This is a genomic window from Pseudomonas proteolytica (assembly GCF_007858275.1).
Lineage (GTDB): Bacteria > Pseudomonadota > Gammaproteobacteria > Pseudomonadales > Pseudomonadaceae > Aquipseudomonas > Aquipseudomonas proteolytica.
In genome coordinates, this window is sequence record NZ_VFEV01000003.1 from 170345 (window position 1) to 187214 (window position 16870).

The window sequence follows — 16870 nt, forward strand, 5'->3', positions numbered from 1 at the left end:
CATGGCCCACTCTGTTCCCGACGCGCAACCCCAGTGGTATGGGGGCTGGTCGCGATAAGTATGCGAATGTCGCAGATAGGTAAATGGCAGGTCGCGGCGTTACGCAGAATCGCCAGCATCAAGCCGAACTACGGCCGTGGAGAACAGCATGTCCAACACCTTCCTGAATCCTGTCACTACCCAGACCTGGGCCAATGGTCGGCACATCGTCCGGTGCGTCAAAGTCATCCAGGAAACCTGGGATGTGCGCACCTTCTGCTTTATGGCCGACCAGCCGATCCTGTTCTTTTTCAAGCCGGGGCAGTTCGTCACCCTGGAGCTGGAAATCGACGGCCAGCCGATCATGCGGTCGTACACCATTTCCAGCTCGCCATCGGTGCCCTACAGCTTCTCGGTGACCATCAAGCGCGTGCCGGGCGGGCGGGTGTCGAACTGGCTGCACGACACCCTGCATGAAGGGCAAGAGTTGGCGGTGCACGGGCCGGTAGGGCTGTTCAACGCCATCGACTTCCCGAGCCCTAAAGTGCTGTACCTGAGCGGCGGCGTGGGGATCACCCCGGTGATGTCCATGGCCCGTTGGTTTTATGACACCAACGCCAATGTCGACATGACCTTTATCCACAGTGCGCGCTCGCCCAAAGACATCATTTACCACCGCGAGCTGGAGCACATGGCCTCGCGCATCGACAACTTCAGCCTGCACCTGATCTGCGAGAAGCACGGCCTGGGCGAACCCTGGGCCGGGTATCGCGGCTACCTGAACCACAAGATGCTGGAATTGATGGTGCCGGACTTCCTCGAGCGGGAAGTGTTCTGCTGCGGGCCGACGCCTTATATGAACGCGGTCAAACGCCTGCTCGAAGCGGCGGGCTTCGACATGGCGCGCTACCACGAGGAGTCCTTCGGCGCCACGCCAGCGGAAGCCCGTGCCGATGCGGTCGAACAAGCCGAACAAGCCGCCGACGCGCCGCAAATCGACCAGGCGGATTTGCATCAAGTGGAATTCATTGCGTCGGGCAAGAGCATCCGCGTGGCACCGGGCGAAACCGTGCATGCCGCCGCCGCCAAGCTCGGCCTGCTGATCCCCAAAGCCTGCGGCATGGGGATTTGTGGCACATGCAAAGTGATGAAGCTGGGCGGGGAGGTCGAGATGGAGCACAACGGCGGCATCACCGAAGAAGACGAAGCCGAAGGCTACATCCTGTCGTGCTGCAGCGTGCCGAAGGGGGATGTGCGGATCGAGTTCTGACGCTCAGTACAACTGCGGCCGCCGATCCTGATGCACATGGTTGTGTGCGCTGATGAACTTGTCCCTGGCGTGGGCCAGTGGCAGGTCGGCGACCAAGCGTTGTTCTTGCTGGTGCGAGACCGCGCCGGCCAATGGGTAGCCGTCGGCGTCGACGATAACTGACCCTCCCACCCAGTTGACGCCGCGTTCTTCGCCATGGCGGTCGCAGGCGGCAATGAACAGGCGGTTGACGGCCGCATTGGCCTGGACCCGGACGATTTCTGCCGGCCTTTCGCCGGCGGGGCGCGGGCCATCTGGCCAGTTGACGGGCGCACACAGCAGGTCGGCACCGGCCAGGGCGGCCAGGCGTACCCACTCGGGCAACTCCAGGTCATAGCAGATCATCACGGCGATGCGGCCGACGGCGGTGTCGACCACCGGCGGGGGCTCGGTGCCGGGGGTGAAGATCAACGTTTCGCGATCCCACAAATGCGCCTTGCGGTACACCGTCAGCCTGCCGTGCGGCTCTATCAGGGCGGCGCTGTTGGCCACCTGCGTTGCCGTCAGCCGCTCACAAAAGCCGGCCACGACAATGATGTTTAGTGAGTTTGCCAGCGTTTTCCACAGGGTCAGTGTCGGGCCATCGAGGGGTTCGGACACCCTGAGGGCTTCCTGCGTGTCAGTGAACACATAACCGCTTTGGGTCAACTCCGGCAGCACCACCACCTGCGCGCCCAGCGCCGCTGCACTGCGGATGGCCTCGGCGCTGAGGGTGCGGTTGTACTCGGCGTCGCCGATACGGGGGGCCAGTTGATGACAGACGACACGTACGCTGTTCATGGGGTGTTGCCTTCCAACATGGCTTCGCTGGCGGCAATCGCACGGCGCTCGGCGTTATGGTCAAGGTTGCGGTTCATTGCACAGTAGACGAGCGCGGAAACGGCCAGGCCGATCACAAACGCAATGTCGGCACCGCCCAGTGCCACGGCGACCGGCCCCACGTAGAAGCTCAACGACATGAACGGCACCATCGAGGCCATGCCCAGGCCATAGGCGACCAGGCCCGCTTTGCCCCACTGGCCATAGATGCCGGCGGAGTTGAAGATGTCGCTGATGGCGTATTGGCCTTTGCGCACCAGATAAAAGTCCGCGAGGTTGACGGCGGTCCATGGCACCAGGAAATACAACATCAGCAGCACAAACGTATTGAAGCTGGCCAGGTAACTGTCAGGAATGCTCAGGGCGATCAGGAAAATCACCACGGCCACCAGGCCGATGCCAATGATCCGGCTCTTGAGGCGCGGCTGGATCTTCACGAAACCGTCGATGGCACTGATGCCAGTCAGCATGGCGCCGTAGCAGTTGACCGCCATGATGCCAATCAACGCCGGCACTGCGATCAGCACGGTGAAGGTGCCGAAGCCGGGGATCACCTGGTTGCCCACGGTGCGCACGCTGGTGATGGCATCCGGCGAAGGCAGCGCCGAAGCGAGGAATGCGCCCAGGGACATCAGCCACAAGGCAGAGCCGGCAGCGCCCAGGTAAGTCCAGAAAATCACCCGGCGCGACGGCGTTTGGTGGGGCAGGTAGCGCGAGTAGTCCGAGACGTACACGGCGTAGCTGATCTGATAACCGGCAGCGGCGCTGAGCTGAATCAGGAACGCCGACCACGAGAAGTGGGCATCGGCCACCGCTGCGTCGGCCGACAGGCTCATCAGGGCGGCGACGGTCAGCACCGCGAATACGCTGATCATCACGTAGGTCAACCAGCGTTGCACCGTGTGCAGCAGGTCATGGCCGATCACGGCGATTACCACCGCGAGGATGATCATCAGCGCATACCACGGCGCGCGGCTGCCCGGCAGGACCGTGTTGATGGCATCGGTGGCGAGAATCACGTTGAACACGTTGAAGCCGATGTACACAAAGATCACCGCGATAAACGGCACGATGGCCCCGCGCAGACCGAACTGGGCGCGTGACTGGATCATCTGCGGCAAGCCCATGCGCGGGCCCTGGTTGGCGTGGAACGCCATGGCGAAGGTGCCCAGGCACACACCAATGACAATCGCCAGCACGGCATAGACCAGGCTCAAGCCCAACGCGGCCCCGGTGAAGCCGGTGACCATGGTGGTGAGGACGAAGTTGCCCGTGAACCAGAACGGACCCTGGTGCCAGACTTTGCCGTGGCGTTCGCTACGCGGAACGTAGTCAATGGAGCGGGTCTCGATTTTCAGGCCGGGAGCGGCGCGGGGAGCGGTCTTGTCGGATAGGGCGTTCATAGGTTCACGGCTTGTTTTTATAGGGGCTGAGTGCCGGAGCATCGGGTAACTGGCGGGCCAATTGAATCGTGATCTATAAATAATTACTTCAGACTTTCCTTAAGTAATGCTTTTTCGCGGGCGGCGACGGAACCGCTCTGTCTTATTGCAAAGCGATATAACCCAGGTGCGGTCGGTCTTCTAGTCTGGTTTTTAGTCCCGTCGCAGTCGCCTTTAGCCGTGTCGTAAAGGGTGGACGCTCACCCTATCTGCAAGGAAGCCACCATGTCTGCGATTCCCTCCCGTTCCCAGGGGGCCCAGCGCCTGTTGAACAAAAACGTCACGGCGCTGATTCCTGATTTTCCGTTCCATTACGCCCGCTATCTGTGGCAGGCGGCGATCCTCAAGAAACCCCTGGGCCATGTCGCACCACAGCATTATGGCGAGCAGGTGTTGATCGTCGGGGCCGGCGTGTCCGGTCTGGTGGCCGCCTACGAGGCGATGCGCATGGGCCTGCATCCGATTGTGGTGGAAGCCTCCGGGCGCATTGGCGGGCGGCTCTACTCCCAGGTGGTGGGTGATCGCAACGACCCGCACGCCCGGGTGATCTGTGAGCTGGGGGCCATGCGTTTTCCCAAGTCCGGCAAGGCGTTGATGCACTACTTCAATAAGGTCGGGATGGACGCAAACTCGACGGACTTCCCCAACCCCGGCTCGCCCGCCGCCCCCAGTACCGTTGTCGATTACGAGAACGAACAGACGTACTACGAACGCAATGACCTGCCGGAAAAATACAAACGAATCGAAGACATGTTCTTCGGCGACTTCCTCGAGCAGGATCCGATCCGTTTTACCGACATGGAAAATGCGATGCAGGAAACCGCGGTCGATCAGGGCGAAATCAAGGCAATCTGGAACACGATCCTGAGGGCGGGCTGGGATGACCTGAGTTTCTATGCGGCCATGGTCGAGCAAGCCAGGTGGGGCAGGGAAGACATTGACCTGTTTGGCCAGATCGGCTTCGGCACCGGCGGTTGGAACACCGACTATCCGAACTGTTTCCTGGAAGTGTTGCGGGTGCTTTACACCGGCCTGGATACCAACCACACGTTGATGTATGACGGCTCCAGCGAGCTGCCCCTGCGTTTATGGAGCCGCACGCCGGCTTCGTTCGGCGACACCCAGGTCCATTGGCCAGCGGACGCGACCGTGGAGAGCCTGACGCGGCGGGAGATTGCCGACCCTCTCAATCAGGAAGTCCGGCAGATTCACCGCCTGGCCGATGGCACCTTCGATGTGTACCTGCATGACAACAAACTGGGTCGAGACACCCTGCGCAACTTTAAAAGTGTGGTCTATACGCCTCACGTACGGGTGCTCGACAAGTTCCGCTATATGGATGGCAAAGACCGCTTTACGCCGATGAACAGCTTGTTGCCCCAGGCTACCTGGGAAGCGGTCATGTACACCCATTACATGCAATCGGCGAAGATCTTTGCCAACACTCGACGGCCGTTTTGGAATGATGTCGAGAACGGTCGCTACAAGATGAGTGTGACCTTGTCGGACCGGCTCACCCGAGGCACCTATCTGTTGGACTATGCCCCAGGTGCTGGGGTGAACAAAGGCAGCGGCCTGTTCCTCTCCTATACCTGGAACGATGACAGCCTGAAATTCCTGGGGGACCGTAGTGCGCCGTTGCCGACCCATGTGCAGTTGTGTACGACCTTGCTCGATACGGTGTACGCCGACACACAACTGGACCTGGCGGCCGAGTTCGGCATGGTTGACCCCTTCATCGAAATCAACTGGGAAGATGAGCCGTTTTACTTGTGCGCCTTCAAGATGAACCTGCCGGGGCAGTATGAGTATCAGCGCCTGCTGTTTTCCCAGTTCATGAGTGGTGTAAGGGAAGGGGTGCCGGACGGTTTCATTCTGTCTGGCGATGATATTTCCTGGACCGGGGGCTGGGCCGAAGGCGCTGTGACCACGGCCTTGAATGCGGTGAACAAGCTGGCGGTCACGTTTGGCGGTGGGACGCTCGAACACAATCCCGGGCCGATTGACCAGTGGGATGCGTTACAGCCTCTCCAATTGTAGGAGTTTGCCGGCGGAGGCGACCTCAGGATCGCCATCGCCGGCAAGCCGGCTCCTACAAGGGGATCAGGCGCCCATCACTTCGCGGATATCCGCCGCGAGTTCACGCACCCGTTCTTCCTCGGTATCCCACGCACACATGAAGCGTGCGCCGCCCTTGCCGATAAAGGTGTAGAAGCGCCAGCCCTTGGCCGTCAGCGCGGCGATGGCCGGCTCCGAGAGTTGCAGGAACACGCCGTTGGCCTGCACCGGGAACATCAATTCCACGCCGGGAATATCCGCCACCAGGCTGCTGAGCAACTGCGCGCAGTGGTTGGCGTGGCGTGCGTGTTTGAGCCAGGCGTCGTTTTCCAGCAGGCCGACCCACGGCGCTGACAGGAAGCGCATTTTCGAGGCCAGTTGGCCGGCCTGTTTGCAGCGATAGTCGAAGTCTTCAGCCAGTTTGTGGTTGAAGAACAGGATCGCCTCACCCACCGCCATGCCGTTCTTGGTACCGCCAAAACACAGGACATCCACCCCGGCTTTCCAGGTCAGGTCGGCCGGCGAGCAGCCGAGGAAGGCGCAGGCGTTGGAGAAGCGTGCGCCATCCATATGCAGGTTCAGCCCCAGCTCCTTGCAGGTGACGCTGATGGCGCGGATTTCATCCGGGGTGTACACGCTGCCCACTTCGGTGGCCTGGGTCAGGGTCACGACGCGGGGCTTGGGGTAGTGGATATCCTGGCGCTTGAGGGCGATCTCACGGATCGATTCCGGGGTCAGCTTGCCATTCTCGGTGCGCGCGGTGAGCAGCTTGGAACCGTTGGAGAAGAACTCCGGTGCGCCGCATTCGTCGGTCTCGACGTGGGCGGTTTCCGAGCAAATCACGCTATGGTAGCTCTGGCACAGCGAAGACAGGGCCAGGGAGTTGGCCGCTGTACCGTTGAAGGCGAAGAACACTTCACAGTCGGTTTCAAACAGTTTGCGGAAACCGTCGGCGGCGCGGTGGGTCCATTCATCGTCGCCATAGGCGCGTTGATGGCCCTGGTTGGCGAGTTCCATGGCGGCCCAGGCTTCCGGGCAGATACCGGAATAGTTGTCGCTGGCGAATTGTTGGCTCTTGTCGGTCATGGCCCGTTCCTGTGGTCGATGTTGGTGCGCACTTTAACCAAGAATATCCGGCGGGCGCACGCACTGTTAATGCAAAGTCTCTGGGGAATTATGCACGGTACTGAAACGATTCCTGTAAGGCGTGGCCGCGATGGCGCGCTGGACCTGCTCAAATGGCTGGCGCTGCTGAGTATGGTGCTCGATCACCTGCGCTATGTCGGTTTGAGCCTCGATGGCCTGTACGTGCCGGGGCGCCTGGCGTTCCCCTGGTTTTGCCTGGCGATTGCGGCGAACCTGCACCGGGTCAAGGCGGGGCCGGCGACCTTTCAATGGCGTTACCTGGGCTGGTTGCTGCTGTTCAGCGTGATCAGCGAGGTGCCCTATCGGATGTTTATCGAGGATGCCGATACATTGAATGTGCTGCCGACCCTGGCGCTGGGTTTGCTGGTTGCCCGGGGATGGCAGCAGAAGACGCTTTTTGATCGAGGATTGGCGCTGATCGCCTTGTTGTTGGCGGCGGTATTCTCGTCGAGCCTGATGTTCGGTTTTTTTGGTGTATTGCTGCCGTTGGCGATGCTGTTGGTGTTCAGTCGCCCCTGGTATTTCAGCGTGTTGCCGGGGTTGGTGTGTGTAGCTGCCAATCAATGGCAGGTCTTACTCAATAGCGGCAATCTCGTCGCGATGCTCGGGTTGGCCACATGCCTGATTGCGCCATTGGCCGGATTGGTCTTGTTGCGACAGGTCACACATGTCTCACCGCCGGCTATGCGGCGCTGGGCGTATGCACTTTATCCCGCGCATTTCTTACTGCTGCTACTCCTTCGAAAGGTCATCACATAGTCCCTGTGGGAGCGGGCTTGCTCGCGAATGCGGTGGACCAGCCAATGCATGTGCTGCCTGACACACCGCATTCGCGAGCAAGCCCGCTCCCACATTTGTTCGGTGTTGTTCTGGCCATGTCGTAAACGCACCTTTGCGTGGCGTGCGTAGGCATTTGACCTGTCTGCGCCAGCCCTACCATCGCATCAAAGGGCCCTGCACGGGCCTCAACAATACGAAAGGCTGGGAGAGACGCGATGTTCAGCAAACAAGACCAGATCCAGGGATATGACGACGCACTGCTGGCGGCCATGAATGCCGAGGAGCAGCGTCAGGAAGATCATATCGAGCTGATCGCGTCGGAGAACTACACCAGCAAACGCGTGATGCAGGCCCAGGGCAGCGGCCTGACCAACAAATACGCCGAAGGCTACCCGGGCAAGCGCTACTACGGCGGCTGCGAGCATGTGGATAAAGTCGAGGTCCTGGCCATTGAGCGCGCCAAGCAGCTGTTCGGCGCCGATTACGCCAACGTGCAGCCGCACTCTGGTTCGTCGGCCAACAGCGCGGTGTACCTGGCGCTGCTGAACGCCGGTGACACCATCCTCGGCATGAGCCTGGCCCACGGCGGTCACCTGACCCACGGCGCCAAGGTGTCGTCCTCGGGCAAGCTGTACAACGCGGTGCAATACGGCATCAACACCGACACCGGCCTGATCGACTACGACGAAGTCGAGCGCCTGGCCGTGGAGCACAAGCCGAAAATGGTCGTGGCCGGTTTCTCTGCCTACTCCAAGACCCTGGATTTCCCGCGCTTTCGCCAGATCGCCGACAAGGTTGGCGCGCTGCTGTTCGTCGACATGGCCCACGTCGCAGGCTTGGTTGCCGCCGGCCTGTACCCGAACCCGCTGCCGTACGCCGATGTGGTTACCACCACCACCCACAAGACCCTGCGCGGTCCACGGGGTGGCCTGATCCTGGCCAAGTCCAACGAAGAGATTGAGAAAAAACTCAACTCCGCCGTGTTCCCAGGCGCACAGGGCGGCCCGCTGATGCACGTGATCGCGGGCAAGGCTGTGTGCTTCAAGGAGGCGATGGAGCCGGGCTTCAAAGCTTATCAACAGCAGGTGATCGACAACGCCCAGGCCATGGCCAGCGTGTTTATCAAGCGTGGCTACGATGTGGTGTCCGGCGGCACCGATAACCACCTGTTCCTGGTCAGCCTGATCCGCCAGGGCCTCACCGGCAAGGACGCAGACGCTGCCCTCGGTCGTGCCCATATCACCGTCAACAAGAACGCCGTGCCCAATGACCCCCAGTCGCCGTTCGTGACCTCGGGCCTGCGCATCGGCACACCGGCGGTGACCACACGCGGTTTCAAAGTGGCGCAGTGCGTCGAGTTGGCTGGCTGGATCTGCGACATCCTCGACAACCTCGGCGACGCCGATGTCGAGGCCAACGTGGCCAAGCACGTGTCTGCCCTGTGCGCTGATTTCCCGGTTTATCGCTGAGCGCGGTTTTGGAGTAATGACTATGCAACGCTACTCAGGCTTCGGCCTCTTCAAGCACTCACTCAGCCACCACGAAAACTGGCAGAAGATGTGGCGCACGCCGACCCCTAAAAAGGTGTATGACGTGGTCATCGTCGGCGGCGGCGGGCATGGTCTGGCGACCGCTTATTACCTGGCCAAGGAACACGGGATCACCAACGTGGCCGTGGTCGAGAAAGGTTGGCTGGGCGGCGGTAACACCGCGCGCAACACCACCATCGTGCGTTCCAACTACCTGTGGGATGAGTCGGCGCACCTGTACGAACACGCAATGAAGCTGTGGGAAGGTCTGTCCCAGGACTTGAACTACAACGTGATGTTCTCCCAGCGCGGCGTCTACAACCTGTGCCACACCCTGCAGGACATCCGTGATTCCGAGCGTCGCGTGAGTGCCAACCGCCTCAATGGCGTGGACGGCGAGCTGCTCAACGCCAAGCAAGTGGCCGACGAGATCCCGTACCTCGATTGCTCGAAGAACACCCGCTATCCGGTCCTCGGCGCCACCGTGCAACGGCGCGGCGGCGTGGCCCGTCACGATGCCGTGGCCTGGGGCTTTGCCCGCGCCGCCGACGCCCTGGGCGTGGACCTGATCCAGCAGACCGAAGTCATCGGTTTTCGCAAGGAAAACGGCATGTGCATCGGCGTGGAAACCAACAAAGGCTTTATCGGTGCCAAGCGCGTCGGTGTGGTCACCGCGGGTAATTCCGGGCACATGGCTTCGCTGGCGGGCTTCCGTCTGCCAATCGAATCCCACCCGCTGCAAGCGTTGGTGTCGGAGCCGATCAAGCCGATTATCGACAGCGTGATCATGTCCAACGCGGTACACGGTTACATCAGCCAGTCCGACAAGGGCGACCTGGTGATCGGCGCCGGTATCGACGGCTACAACGGCTACGGCCAGCGCGGCTCGTACCCGGTGATCGAACACACCATCCAGGCCATCGTCGAGATGTTCCCGGTGCTCTCGCGGGTGCGCATGAACCGCCAGTGGGGCGGCATCGTCGACACCACGCCAGACGCGTGCCCGATCATCTCCAAGACCCCGGTGCCGAACATGTTCTTCAACTGCGGTTGGGGCACCGGTGGCTTCAAGGCTACCCCCGGCTCAGGCAACGTATTTGCCGCGAGCCTGGCCAAGGGTGAAATGCACCCGTTGGCGGCACCTTTCTCCATCGACCGTTTCCACAACGGTGCGCTGATCGACGAACACGGCGCTGCGGCCGTCGCCCACTAACAGGAGAAATTCCCTATGTTGCATATCTTCTGTCCTCACTGTGGCGAACTGCGCTCCGAAGAGGAATTCCACGCCTCCGGCCAAGCGCACATCCCGCGCCCGCTGGACCCGAATGCCTGCACCGACGAGCAGTGGGGCGACTACATGTTCTTTCGCGACAACCCCCGTGGCCTGCACCACGAACTGTGGATTCACGCTGCCGGTTGCCGCCAGTATTTCAACGCGACCCGCGACACCGTGACCTACGAAATTCTTGAAACCTACAAGATCGGCGAGAAGCCACAATTCACCGCCAAGGCTTCTGGAGAGAAGGTATGAGCCAGATCAATCGCCTGTCCAACGGTGGCCGCATTGACCGTAATAAAGTCCTGACGTTTACCTTCAACGGCCAGAGCTACAAAGGCTTTGAAGGCGACACCCTGGCCGCAGCCTTGCTGGCCAACGGCGTGGATGTCATCGGCCGCAGCTTCAAGTACTCGCGCCCGCGCGGCATCTTTGCCGCTGGTGCCGAAGAGCCGAACGCGGTGCTGCAGATCGGCGCCACCGAAGCCACGCAGATTCCCAACGTGCGCGCCACGCAACAGGCGCTGTACCAGGGCCTGGTCGCCACCAGCACCAACGGCTGGCCGAGCGTGAACAACGACATGATGGGCATCCTCGGCAAGGTCGGCGGCAAGCTGATGCCGCCGGGTTTCTACTACAAAACCTTCATGTACCCGCAATCGTTCTGGATGACCTACGAGAAGTACATCCGCAAGGCCGCAGGGCTGGGTCGCTCGCCGACCGAGAACGATCCGGACACCTACGACTACATGAACCGCCACTGCGACGTGCTGATCGTCGGCGCCGGGCCTGCAGGCCTGTCCGCTGCCCTGGCGGCTGCGCGCAGTGGTGCGCGGGTGATCATCGCCGATGAGCAGGAAGAATTCGGCGGGTCGTTGCTGGACTCCCGTGAAAGCCTGGATGGCAAGCCGGCGGCCGAGTGGGTCGCCAGTGTGATTGCCGAGCTCAAGGCCCTGCCGGACGTGGTGCTGCTGCCTCGCGCAACCGTCAACGGCTATCACGACCATAACTTCCTGACCATCCATGAGCGCCTCACCGATCACCTCGGCGACCGTGCGCCGATTGGCGTGGTGCGCCAGCGTATCCATCGTGTACGGGCCAAGCGCGTAGTGTTGGCGACCGGTGCTTGCGAGCGCCCGCTGGTGTACGGCAATAACGACGTGCCGGGCAACATGCTGGCGGGTGCGGTTTCGACTTACGTGCGCCGTTACGGCGTGGCGCCGGGTAAAAAATTGCTGCTGTCGACCAACAACGATCACGCCTACCGCGTGGCGCTGGACTGGTTCGACGCCGGCCTCGCCGTTGTCGCTGTGGCCGATGCTCGCCACAACCCACGCGGTGCGCTGGTGGAAGAAGCCCGCGCCAAAGGTATTCGTATCCTCACCGGCAGCGCTGTGATCGAGGCCCGTGGCAGCAAGCACGTGACCGGTGCGCGAGTGGCGGCTATTGATGTCAAAGCCCACACCGTCACCAGCCCTGGCGAATGGCTGGACTGCGACCTGGTGGCCAGCTCCGGCGGCTACAGCCCGGTGGTCCACCTGGCCTCGCACCTGGGCGGCAAGCCGACCTGGCGTGAAGATATCCTCGGTTTTGTACCGGGCGAAGCCCCGCAGAAACGCGTGTGCGTCGGTGGCATCAACGGCGTTTACGGCTTGGGTGATTCCCTGGCTGACGGCTTTGAGGGTGGCGTGCGTGCCGCCAGCGAAGCCGGGTTTGCCCCGGTGGAAGGTACGCTGCCCAAGGCCCTGACGCGCCTTGAGGAGCCAACCCTGGCGCTGTTCCAGGTGCCGCACGAGAAGGCCACTGCGCGGGCGCCCAAACAATTTGTCGACCTGCAAAACGACGTCACCGCCGCCGCCATCGAACTGGCGACCCGCGAAGGCTTCGAGTCGGTGGAACACGTCAAGCGTTACACCGCGCTGGGCTTCGGTACCGACCAAGGCAAGCTGGGCAACGTCAACGGCCTGGCCATTGCTGCGCGCTCGCTGAACGTGACCATCCCGCAGATGGGCACCACCATGTTCCGCCCCAACTACACGCCGGTGACTTTCGGCGCCGTGGCGGGCCGGCACTGTGGGCATATCTTCGAGCCGGTGCGCTACACCGCGCTGCAAGCCTGGCACGTGAAAAACGGCGCCGAGTTCGAGGATGTCGGCCAGTGGAAACGCCCGTGGTACTTCCCGCGCAACGGTGAAGACCTGCACGCGGCAGTCAAGCGCGAATGCCTGGCCGTGCGCGACAGCGTCGGCCTGCTGGACGCCTCGACCCTGGGCAAGATCGATATCCAGGGCCCGGATGCCCGTGAGTTCCTCAACCGCATCTACAGCAACGCCTGGACCAAGCTCGATGTGGGCAAGGCGCGCTACGGCCTGATGTGCAAGGAAGACGGCATGGTCTTCGACGATGGCGTGACTGCCTGCCTGGCGGACAACCACTTCCTGATGACCACCACCACCGGCGGCGCCGCCCGCGTGCTGCAGTGGCTGGAAATCTACCAGCAGACCGAATGGCCGGACCTGAAGGTGTACTTCACCTCGGTCACCGACCACTGGGCGACCATGACCCTGTCCGGACCCAACAGCCGCAAGCTGTTGAGCGAAGTCACCGACATCGACCTGGACAAGGACGGCTTCCCGTTCATGACCTGGAAAGAAGGCCTGGTGGGCGGCGTGCCGGCACGGGTGTTCCGTATCTCGTTCACCGGTGAGCTGTCGTACGAAGTCAACGTGCAGGCCGACTACGCCATGGGCGTGCTGGAACAGATCGTCGAGGCCGGCAAGCAATACAACCTGACCCCGTACGGCACCGAGACCATGCACGTACTGCGGGCCGAGAAGGGCTTCATCATCGTAGGTCAGGACACCGACGGCTCGATGACCCCGGACGACCTGAACATGGGCTGGTGCGTTGGCCGTACCAAACCGTTCTCGTGGATCGGCTGGCGTGGGATGAACCGCGAAGATTGCGTGCGTGAAGAACGCAAGCAACTGGTGGGCTTGAAGCCGATTGATCCGAAGGTGTGGCTGCCGGAAGGCGCGCAACTGGTGTTTGATCCGAAGCAGACGATCCCGATGAAGATGGTCGGTCACGTTACTTCGAGTTATGCCCATAACTCCCTTGGGTATTCGTTTGCGATGGCGGTGGTCAAGGGCGGCTTGAAGCGTATGGGTGAGCGGGTGTTTTCACCGCAGGCGGATGGCAGTGTGATCGAGGCCGAGATTGTGTCTTCGGTGTTCTTTGATCCGAAGGGTGATCGCCAGAACATCTGATAGACCGAGTCGCCTGCATCGCAGGCAAGCCAGCTCCCACAGGGGAATGCATTCCAAAGGTGGGAGTGGGCTTGCCCGCGATGGCGCCAGTAGATTCACCACAGAATTCAAGAAAGGTGCTTTATGACCGCAGCCAATGTGTACCAACAACGCCCCACCGCCGGCGCCAAGGCCGAGTCGTCGCTGCACCATGCCGACCTCGCCAGCCTGGTCGGCAAGGGCCGCAAGAACGCCGGCGTGACCGTGCGTGAAAAGAAACTCCTTGGCCACCTGACCCTCCGTGGCGATGGCCATGACGCCGCGTTTGCCGCTGGCGTACACAAGGCCCTGGGCATCGAGTTGCCCGGCGCCCTGACAGTGGTCGTCAACGGTGAAACCAGCCTGCAATGGCTCGGCCCGGATGAGTGGCTGCTGGTGGTGCCTAGCGGTGAAGAGTTGGCTGCCGAGCAAAACCTGCGTGCCGTCCTGGGGGATTTGCATATCCAGATCGTCAATGTCAGCGGCGGCCAGCAGATCCTCGAACTCAGCGGCCCGAACGTGCGCGATGTGCTGATGAAGTCCACCAGCTACGACGTGCACCCCGACAACTTCCCGGTGGGCAAGGCGGTGGGCACGGTGTTTGCCAAGTCGCAACTGGTGATCCGGCATACGGCCGAGGACACGTGGGAGCTGCTGATTCGGCGCAGCTTCTCGGATTACTGGTGGTTGTGGTTGCAGGACGCGGCGGCCGAATATGGCCTGAACGTCCAAGCCTGACATGACCCTGTAGGAGCGAGCTTGCTCGCGAAAAACGTCAACGAAAACGCGCGCATCCTGAATGAACGCGGTGCCCTTGGATTTTTCGCGAGCAAGCTCGCTCCTACAGTAAGCAGCATCGCTGTATGAGGAGTTAACTGTAATGAGCCGCGCACCCGATACATGGATTTTGACCGCCGATTGCCCCAGCGTGCTCGGCACGGTGGACGCGGTCACCCGCTATCTGTTCGAGCAGGGCTGCTACGTCACCGAGCACCACTCGTTCGATGACCGCCTCTCGGGGCGCTTTTTTATCCGCGTGGAATTCCGTCAACCCGACGGCTTCGACGAACAGGGTTTTCGCGACGGCCTGGCCACCCGTGGCGAAGCCTTTGGGATGATTTTCGAGCTGACGGCGCCTAATTACCGGCCAAAAGTGGTGATCATGGTCTCCAAGGCCGATCACTGCCTCAACGACCTGCTGTATCGCCAGCGCATCGGCCAACTGTCGATGGATGTGGTCGCGGTGGTGTCCAACCACCCTGATCTCAAGCCCCTGGCCGACTGGCACCAGATTCCCTACTACCATTTCCCCCTCGACCCCAACGACAAACCGTCCCAGGAGCGTCAGGTGTGGCAGGTGATTGAAGAGGCCGGCGCCGAGCTGGTGATCCTTGCGCGTTACATGCAAGTGCTGTCACCGGAGCTGTGCCGCAAGCTCGATGGCAAGGCGATCAATATCCATCACTCGTTGCTGCCGGGGTTCAAGGGCGCCAAGCCGTATCACCAGGCCTACAACAAAGGGGTGAAGCTGGTAGGCGCCACTGCGCACTACATCAACAACGACCTGGACGAAGGCCCGATCATCGCCCAGGGCGTGGAGGTGGTGGACCACAGTCATTACCCCGAGGATTTGATTGCCAAGGGGCGGGATATCGAAGGGCTGACCTTGGCCCGGGCGGTGGGGTATCACATTGAGCGGCGGGTGTTTTTGAACGCCAATCGAACGGTGGTGCTCTGATGGACGCCTTCGCGAGCAAGCCCGCTCCCACATTTGACCGTGTTCCAAAGTTGGAATGCAGTCGAATGTGGGAGCGGGCTTGCTCGCGAAGAGGCCCTCACTAACAGCGCAAAAAACAGCATCTGCAACCCGAGCACTTAAACGCGCAGCCCAACCCAAGGGCTACGCAGTTCCATAAAAACAACAGCGAGGTGAAAGCATGTCTGGTAATCGTGGTGTCGTGTATCTCGGCAACGGTCAGGTCGAAGTACAGAAAATCGACTATCCCAAAATGCAGGACCCCCGTGGCAGGAAGATTGAGCACGGCGTCATCCTGCGCGTGGTCTCCACCAATATCTGCGGCTCCGACCAACACATGGTGCGCGGCCGCACCACCGCCCAGACCGGCCTGGTACTGGGCCATGAAATCACCGGCGAGGTGATCGAGAAGGGCAGTGATGTCGAGAACCTGAAACTCGGCGACCTGGTATCGGTGCCCTTCAACGTTGCTTGCGGGCGCTGCCGTTCCTGCAAGGAGCAACACACCGGCGTATGCCTGACCGTCAACCCGGCCCGTGCCGGTGGTGCCTATGGCTATGTGGACATGGGTGACTGGACCGGCGGCCAGGCCGAGTACGTGCTGGTGCCGTATGCCGATTTCAACCTGCTCAAGCTGCCGGATCGCGACAAGGCCATGGAGAAAATCCGCGACCTGACGTGCCTCTCCGACATCCTGCCGACCGGCTATCACGGTGCAGTCACCGCCGGCGTCGGCCCTGGCAGTACTGTCTACATTGCGGGCGCCGGTCCGGTTGGCCTGGCTGCTGCGGCCTCCGCTCGCCTGCTGGGTGCGGCGGTGGTGATCATTGGTGACGTCAACACCATCCGCCTGGCCCATGCCAAGGCCCAGGGTTTTGAAGTGGTCGACCTGTCCACCGACACCCCGCTGCACGAACAGATTGCCGCGCTGCTCGGCGAGCCGGAAGTGGACTGTGCTGTTGACTGTGTGGGCTTTGAAGCGCGCGGTCATGGGCACGACGGTGTCAAGGCGGAAGCCCCGGCCACGGTACTCAACTCACTGATGGGCGTGGTGCGCGTCGCAGGCAAGATCGGCATCCCCGGCCTGTACGTCACCGAAGATCCGGGTGCGGTGGACGCTGCCGCGAAAATGGGCAGCCTGAGCATTCGCTTCGGCCTGGGCTGGGCCAAGTCCCACAGCTTCCACACCGGCCAGACCCCGGTGATGAAGTACAACCGCCAGTTGATGCAGGCGATCATGTGGGACCGCATCAACATCGCCGAAATCGTCGGCGTACAGGTGATCAGCCTGGACGACGCACCACGCGGTTATGGCGAGTTCGATGCCGGTGTGCCGAAGAAGTTTGTGATTGACCCGCACAAGCTGTTCAGCGCGGCGTAATCACAGCCACCGATAGCAATGTGGGAGCGGGCTTGCTCGCGAAAGCGGAGTGTCAGTCAGAGAATCTGGCGACTGATACACCGCTTTCGCGAGCAAGCCCGCTCCCAC

General features: G+C 61.5%; 13 protein-coding genes. 10 read left to right on the plus strand and 3 right to left on the minus strand.

Going from position 1 to position 16870, the window contains the following annotated elements:
• Positions 1 to 148 precede the first annotated feature (148 nt).
• Entirely contained in the window at positions 149 to 1249 is a 1101-nt protein-coding gene (gbcB, locus tag FIV38_RS03655) for a glycine-betaine demethylase subunit GbcB (RefSeq protein WP_029296985.1), read from the plus strand.
• Between the two features lie 3 nt (positions 1250 to 1252).
• Here gbcB and FIV38_RS03660 read toward each other — a convergent pair whose 3' ends face one another.
• The gene (locus FIV38_RS03660) at positions 1253 to 2068 is read right to left on the minus strand and encodes a nitrilase-related carbon-nitrogen hydrolase (protein ID WP_092230989.1); all 816 of its coding nucleotides are present in this window, start codon (positions 2066 to 2068) and stop codon (positions 1253 to 1255) included.
• A complete protein-coding gene (locus tag FIV38_RS03665; RefSeq protein ID WP_029296979.1) occupies positions 2065 to 3510 on the minus strand; it encodes a purine-cytosine permease family protein in 1446 nt (481 codons plus the stop codon). Before FIV38_RS03665 ends, FIV38_RS03660 begins: the two co-directional genes overlap by 4 nt.
• A 264-nt stretch (positions 3511 to 3774) precedes the next feature.
• On the opposite strand from FIV38_RS03665, the gene FIV38_RS03670 reads away from it, so the two are divergent.
• Positions 3775 to 5589: a flavin monoamine oxidase family protein gene (locus FIV38_RS03670; RefSeq protein WP_092230986.1), complete on the plus strand. Its 1815-nt coding sequence runs from the start codon at positions 3775 to 3777 to the stop codon at positions 5587 to 5589.
• Between the two features lie 63 nt (positions 5590 to 5652).
• Here FIV38_RS03670 and FIV38_RS03675 read toward each other — a convergent pair whose 3' ends face one another.
• Complete coding sequence (locus FIV38_RS03675; protein WP_029296975.1) at positions 5653 to 6693, minus strand: threonine aldolase family protein; 1041 nt, start codon at positions 6691 to 6693, stop codon at positions 5653 to 5655.
• A gap of 90 nt (positions 6694 to 6783) precedes the next feature.
• Between FIV38_RS03675 and FIV38_RS03680 the strand changes: the two genes are divergently transcribed.
• The 8 genes from FIV38_RS03680 (at position 6784) to fdhA (ending at position 16762) form a co-directional block, all read left to right on the plus strand.
• Complete coding sequence (locus FIV38_RS03680; RefSeq protein WP_092230983.1) at positions 6784 to 7512, plus strand: TraX family protein; 729 nt, start codon at positions 6784 to 6786, stop codon at positions 7510 to 7512.
• Between the two features lie 236 nt (positions 7513 to 7748).
• The gene (glyA, locus tag FIV38_RS03685) at positions 7749 to 9002 is read left to right on the plus strand and encodes a serine hydroxymethyltransferase (RefSeq protein WP_092230979.1); all 1254 of its coding nucleotides are present in this window, start codon (positions 7749 to 7751) and stop codon (positions 9000 to 9002) included.
• A gap of 22 nt (positions 9003 to 9024) precedes the next feature.
• Entirely contained in the window at positions 9025 to 10275 is a 1251-nt protein-coding gene (locus tag FIV38_RS03690) for a sarcosine oxidase subunit beta (RefSeq protein ID WP_092230976.1), read from the plus strand.
• Positions 10276 to 10290: 15 nt separating this feature from the next.
• Positions 10291 to 10593, plus strand: a complete 303-nt coding sequence (locus tag FIV38_RS03695) for a sarcosine oxidase subunit delta (protein WP_003194855.1) — start codon at positions 10291 to 10293, stop codon at positions 10591 to 10593.
• Positions 10590 to 13607, plus strand: a complete 3018-nt coding sequence (locus tag FIV38_RS03700) for a sarcosine oxidase subunit alpha (protein ID WP_092230973.1) — start codon at positions 10590 to 10592, stop codon at positions 13605 to 13607. The genes FIV38_RS03695 and FIV38_RS03700 overlap by 4 nt, the downstream gene beginning before the upstream one ends.
• A 123-nt stretch (positions 13608 to 13730) precedes the next feature.
• Positions 13731 to 14363, plus strand: coding sequence for a sarcosine oxidase subunit gamma (locus tag FIV38_RS03705; RefSeq protein ID WP_092230969.1), 633 nt, complete (start codon positions 13731 to 13733; stop codon positions 14361 to 14363).
• Positions 14364 to 14505: 142 nt separating this feature from the next.
• Positions 14506 to 15363: a formyltetrahydrofolate deformylase gene (gene purU, locus FIV38_RS03715; RefSeq protein ID WP_029296961.1), complete on the plus strand. Its 858-nt coding sequence runs from the start codon at positions 14506 to 14508 to the stop codon at positions 15361 to 15363.
• 199 nt (positions 15364 to 15562) lie between these two features.
• Positions 15563 to 16762, plus strand: a complete 1200-nt coding sequence (gene fdhA, locus FIV38_RS03720; RefSeq protein ID WP_029296959.1) for a formaldehyde dehydrogenase, glutathione-independent — start codon at positions 15563 to 15565, stop codon at positions 16760 to 16762.
• The last annotated feature ends 108 nt before the right edge of the window (positions 16763 to 16870 follow it).

Bases quoted from the DNA above. Each gene is read 5' to 3' on its own strand.
- fdhA (WP_029296959.1), top strand. From the start codon at position 15,563: ATGTCTGGTAATCGTGGTGTCGTGTATCTCGGCAACGGTCAGGTCGAA.
- FIV38_RS03690 (WP_092230976.1), top strand. From the start codon at position 9,025: ATGCAACGCTACTCAGGCTTCGGCCTCTTCAAGCACTCACTCAGCCAC.
- FIV38_RS03670 (WP_092230986.1), top strand. From the start codon at position 3,775: ATGTCTGCGATTCCCTCCCGTTCCCAGGGGGCCCAGCGCCTGTTGAAC.
- purU (WP_029296961.1), top strand. From the start codon at position 14,506: ATGAGCCGCGCACCCGATACATGGATTTTGACCGCCGATTGCCCCAGC.
- FIV38_RS03695 (WP_003194855.1), top strand. From the start codon at position 10,291: ATGTTGCATATCTTCTGTCCTCACTGTGGCGAACTGCGCTCCGAAGAG.
- gbcB (WP_029296985.1), top strand. From the start codon at position 149: ATGTCCAACACCTTCCTGAATCCTGTCACTACCCAGACCTGGGCCAAT.
- FIV38_RS03700 (WP_092230973.1), top strand. From the start codon at position 10,590: ATGAGCCAGATCAATCGCCTGTCCAACGGTGGCCGCATTGACCGTAAT.
- FIV38_RS03705 (WP_092230969.1), top strand. From the start codon at position 13,731: ATGACCGCAGCCAATGTGTACCAACAACGCCCCACCGCCGGCGCCAAG.
- FIV38_RS03675 (WP_029296975.1), bottom strand. From the start codon at position 6,693: ATGACCGACAAGAGCCAACAATTCGCCAGCGACAACTATTCCGGTATC.
- FIV38_RS03660 (WP_092230989.1), bottom strand. From the start codon at position 2,068: ATGAACAGCGTACGTGTCGTCTGTCATCAACTGGCCCCCCGTATCGGC.
- FIV38_RS03665 (WP_029296979.1), bottom strand. From the start codon at position 3,510: ATGAACGCCCTATCCGACAAGACCGCTCCCCGCGCCGCTCCCGGCCTG.
- FIV38_RS03680 (WP_092230983.1), top strand. From the start codon at position 6,784: ATGCACGGTACTGAAACGATTCCTGTAAGGCGTGGCCGCGATGGCGCG.
- glyA (WP_092230979.1), top strand. From the start codon at position 7,749: ATGTTCAGCAAACAAGACCAGATCCAGGGATATGACGACGCACTGCTG.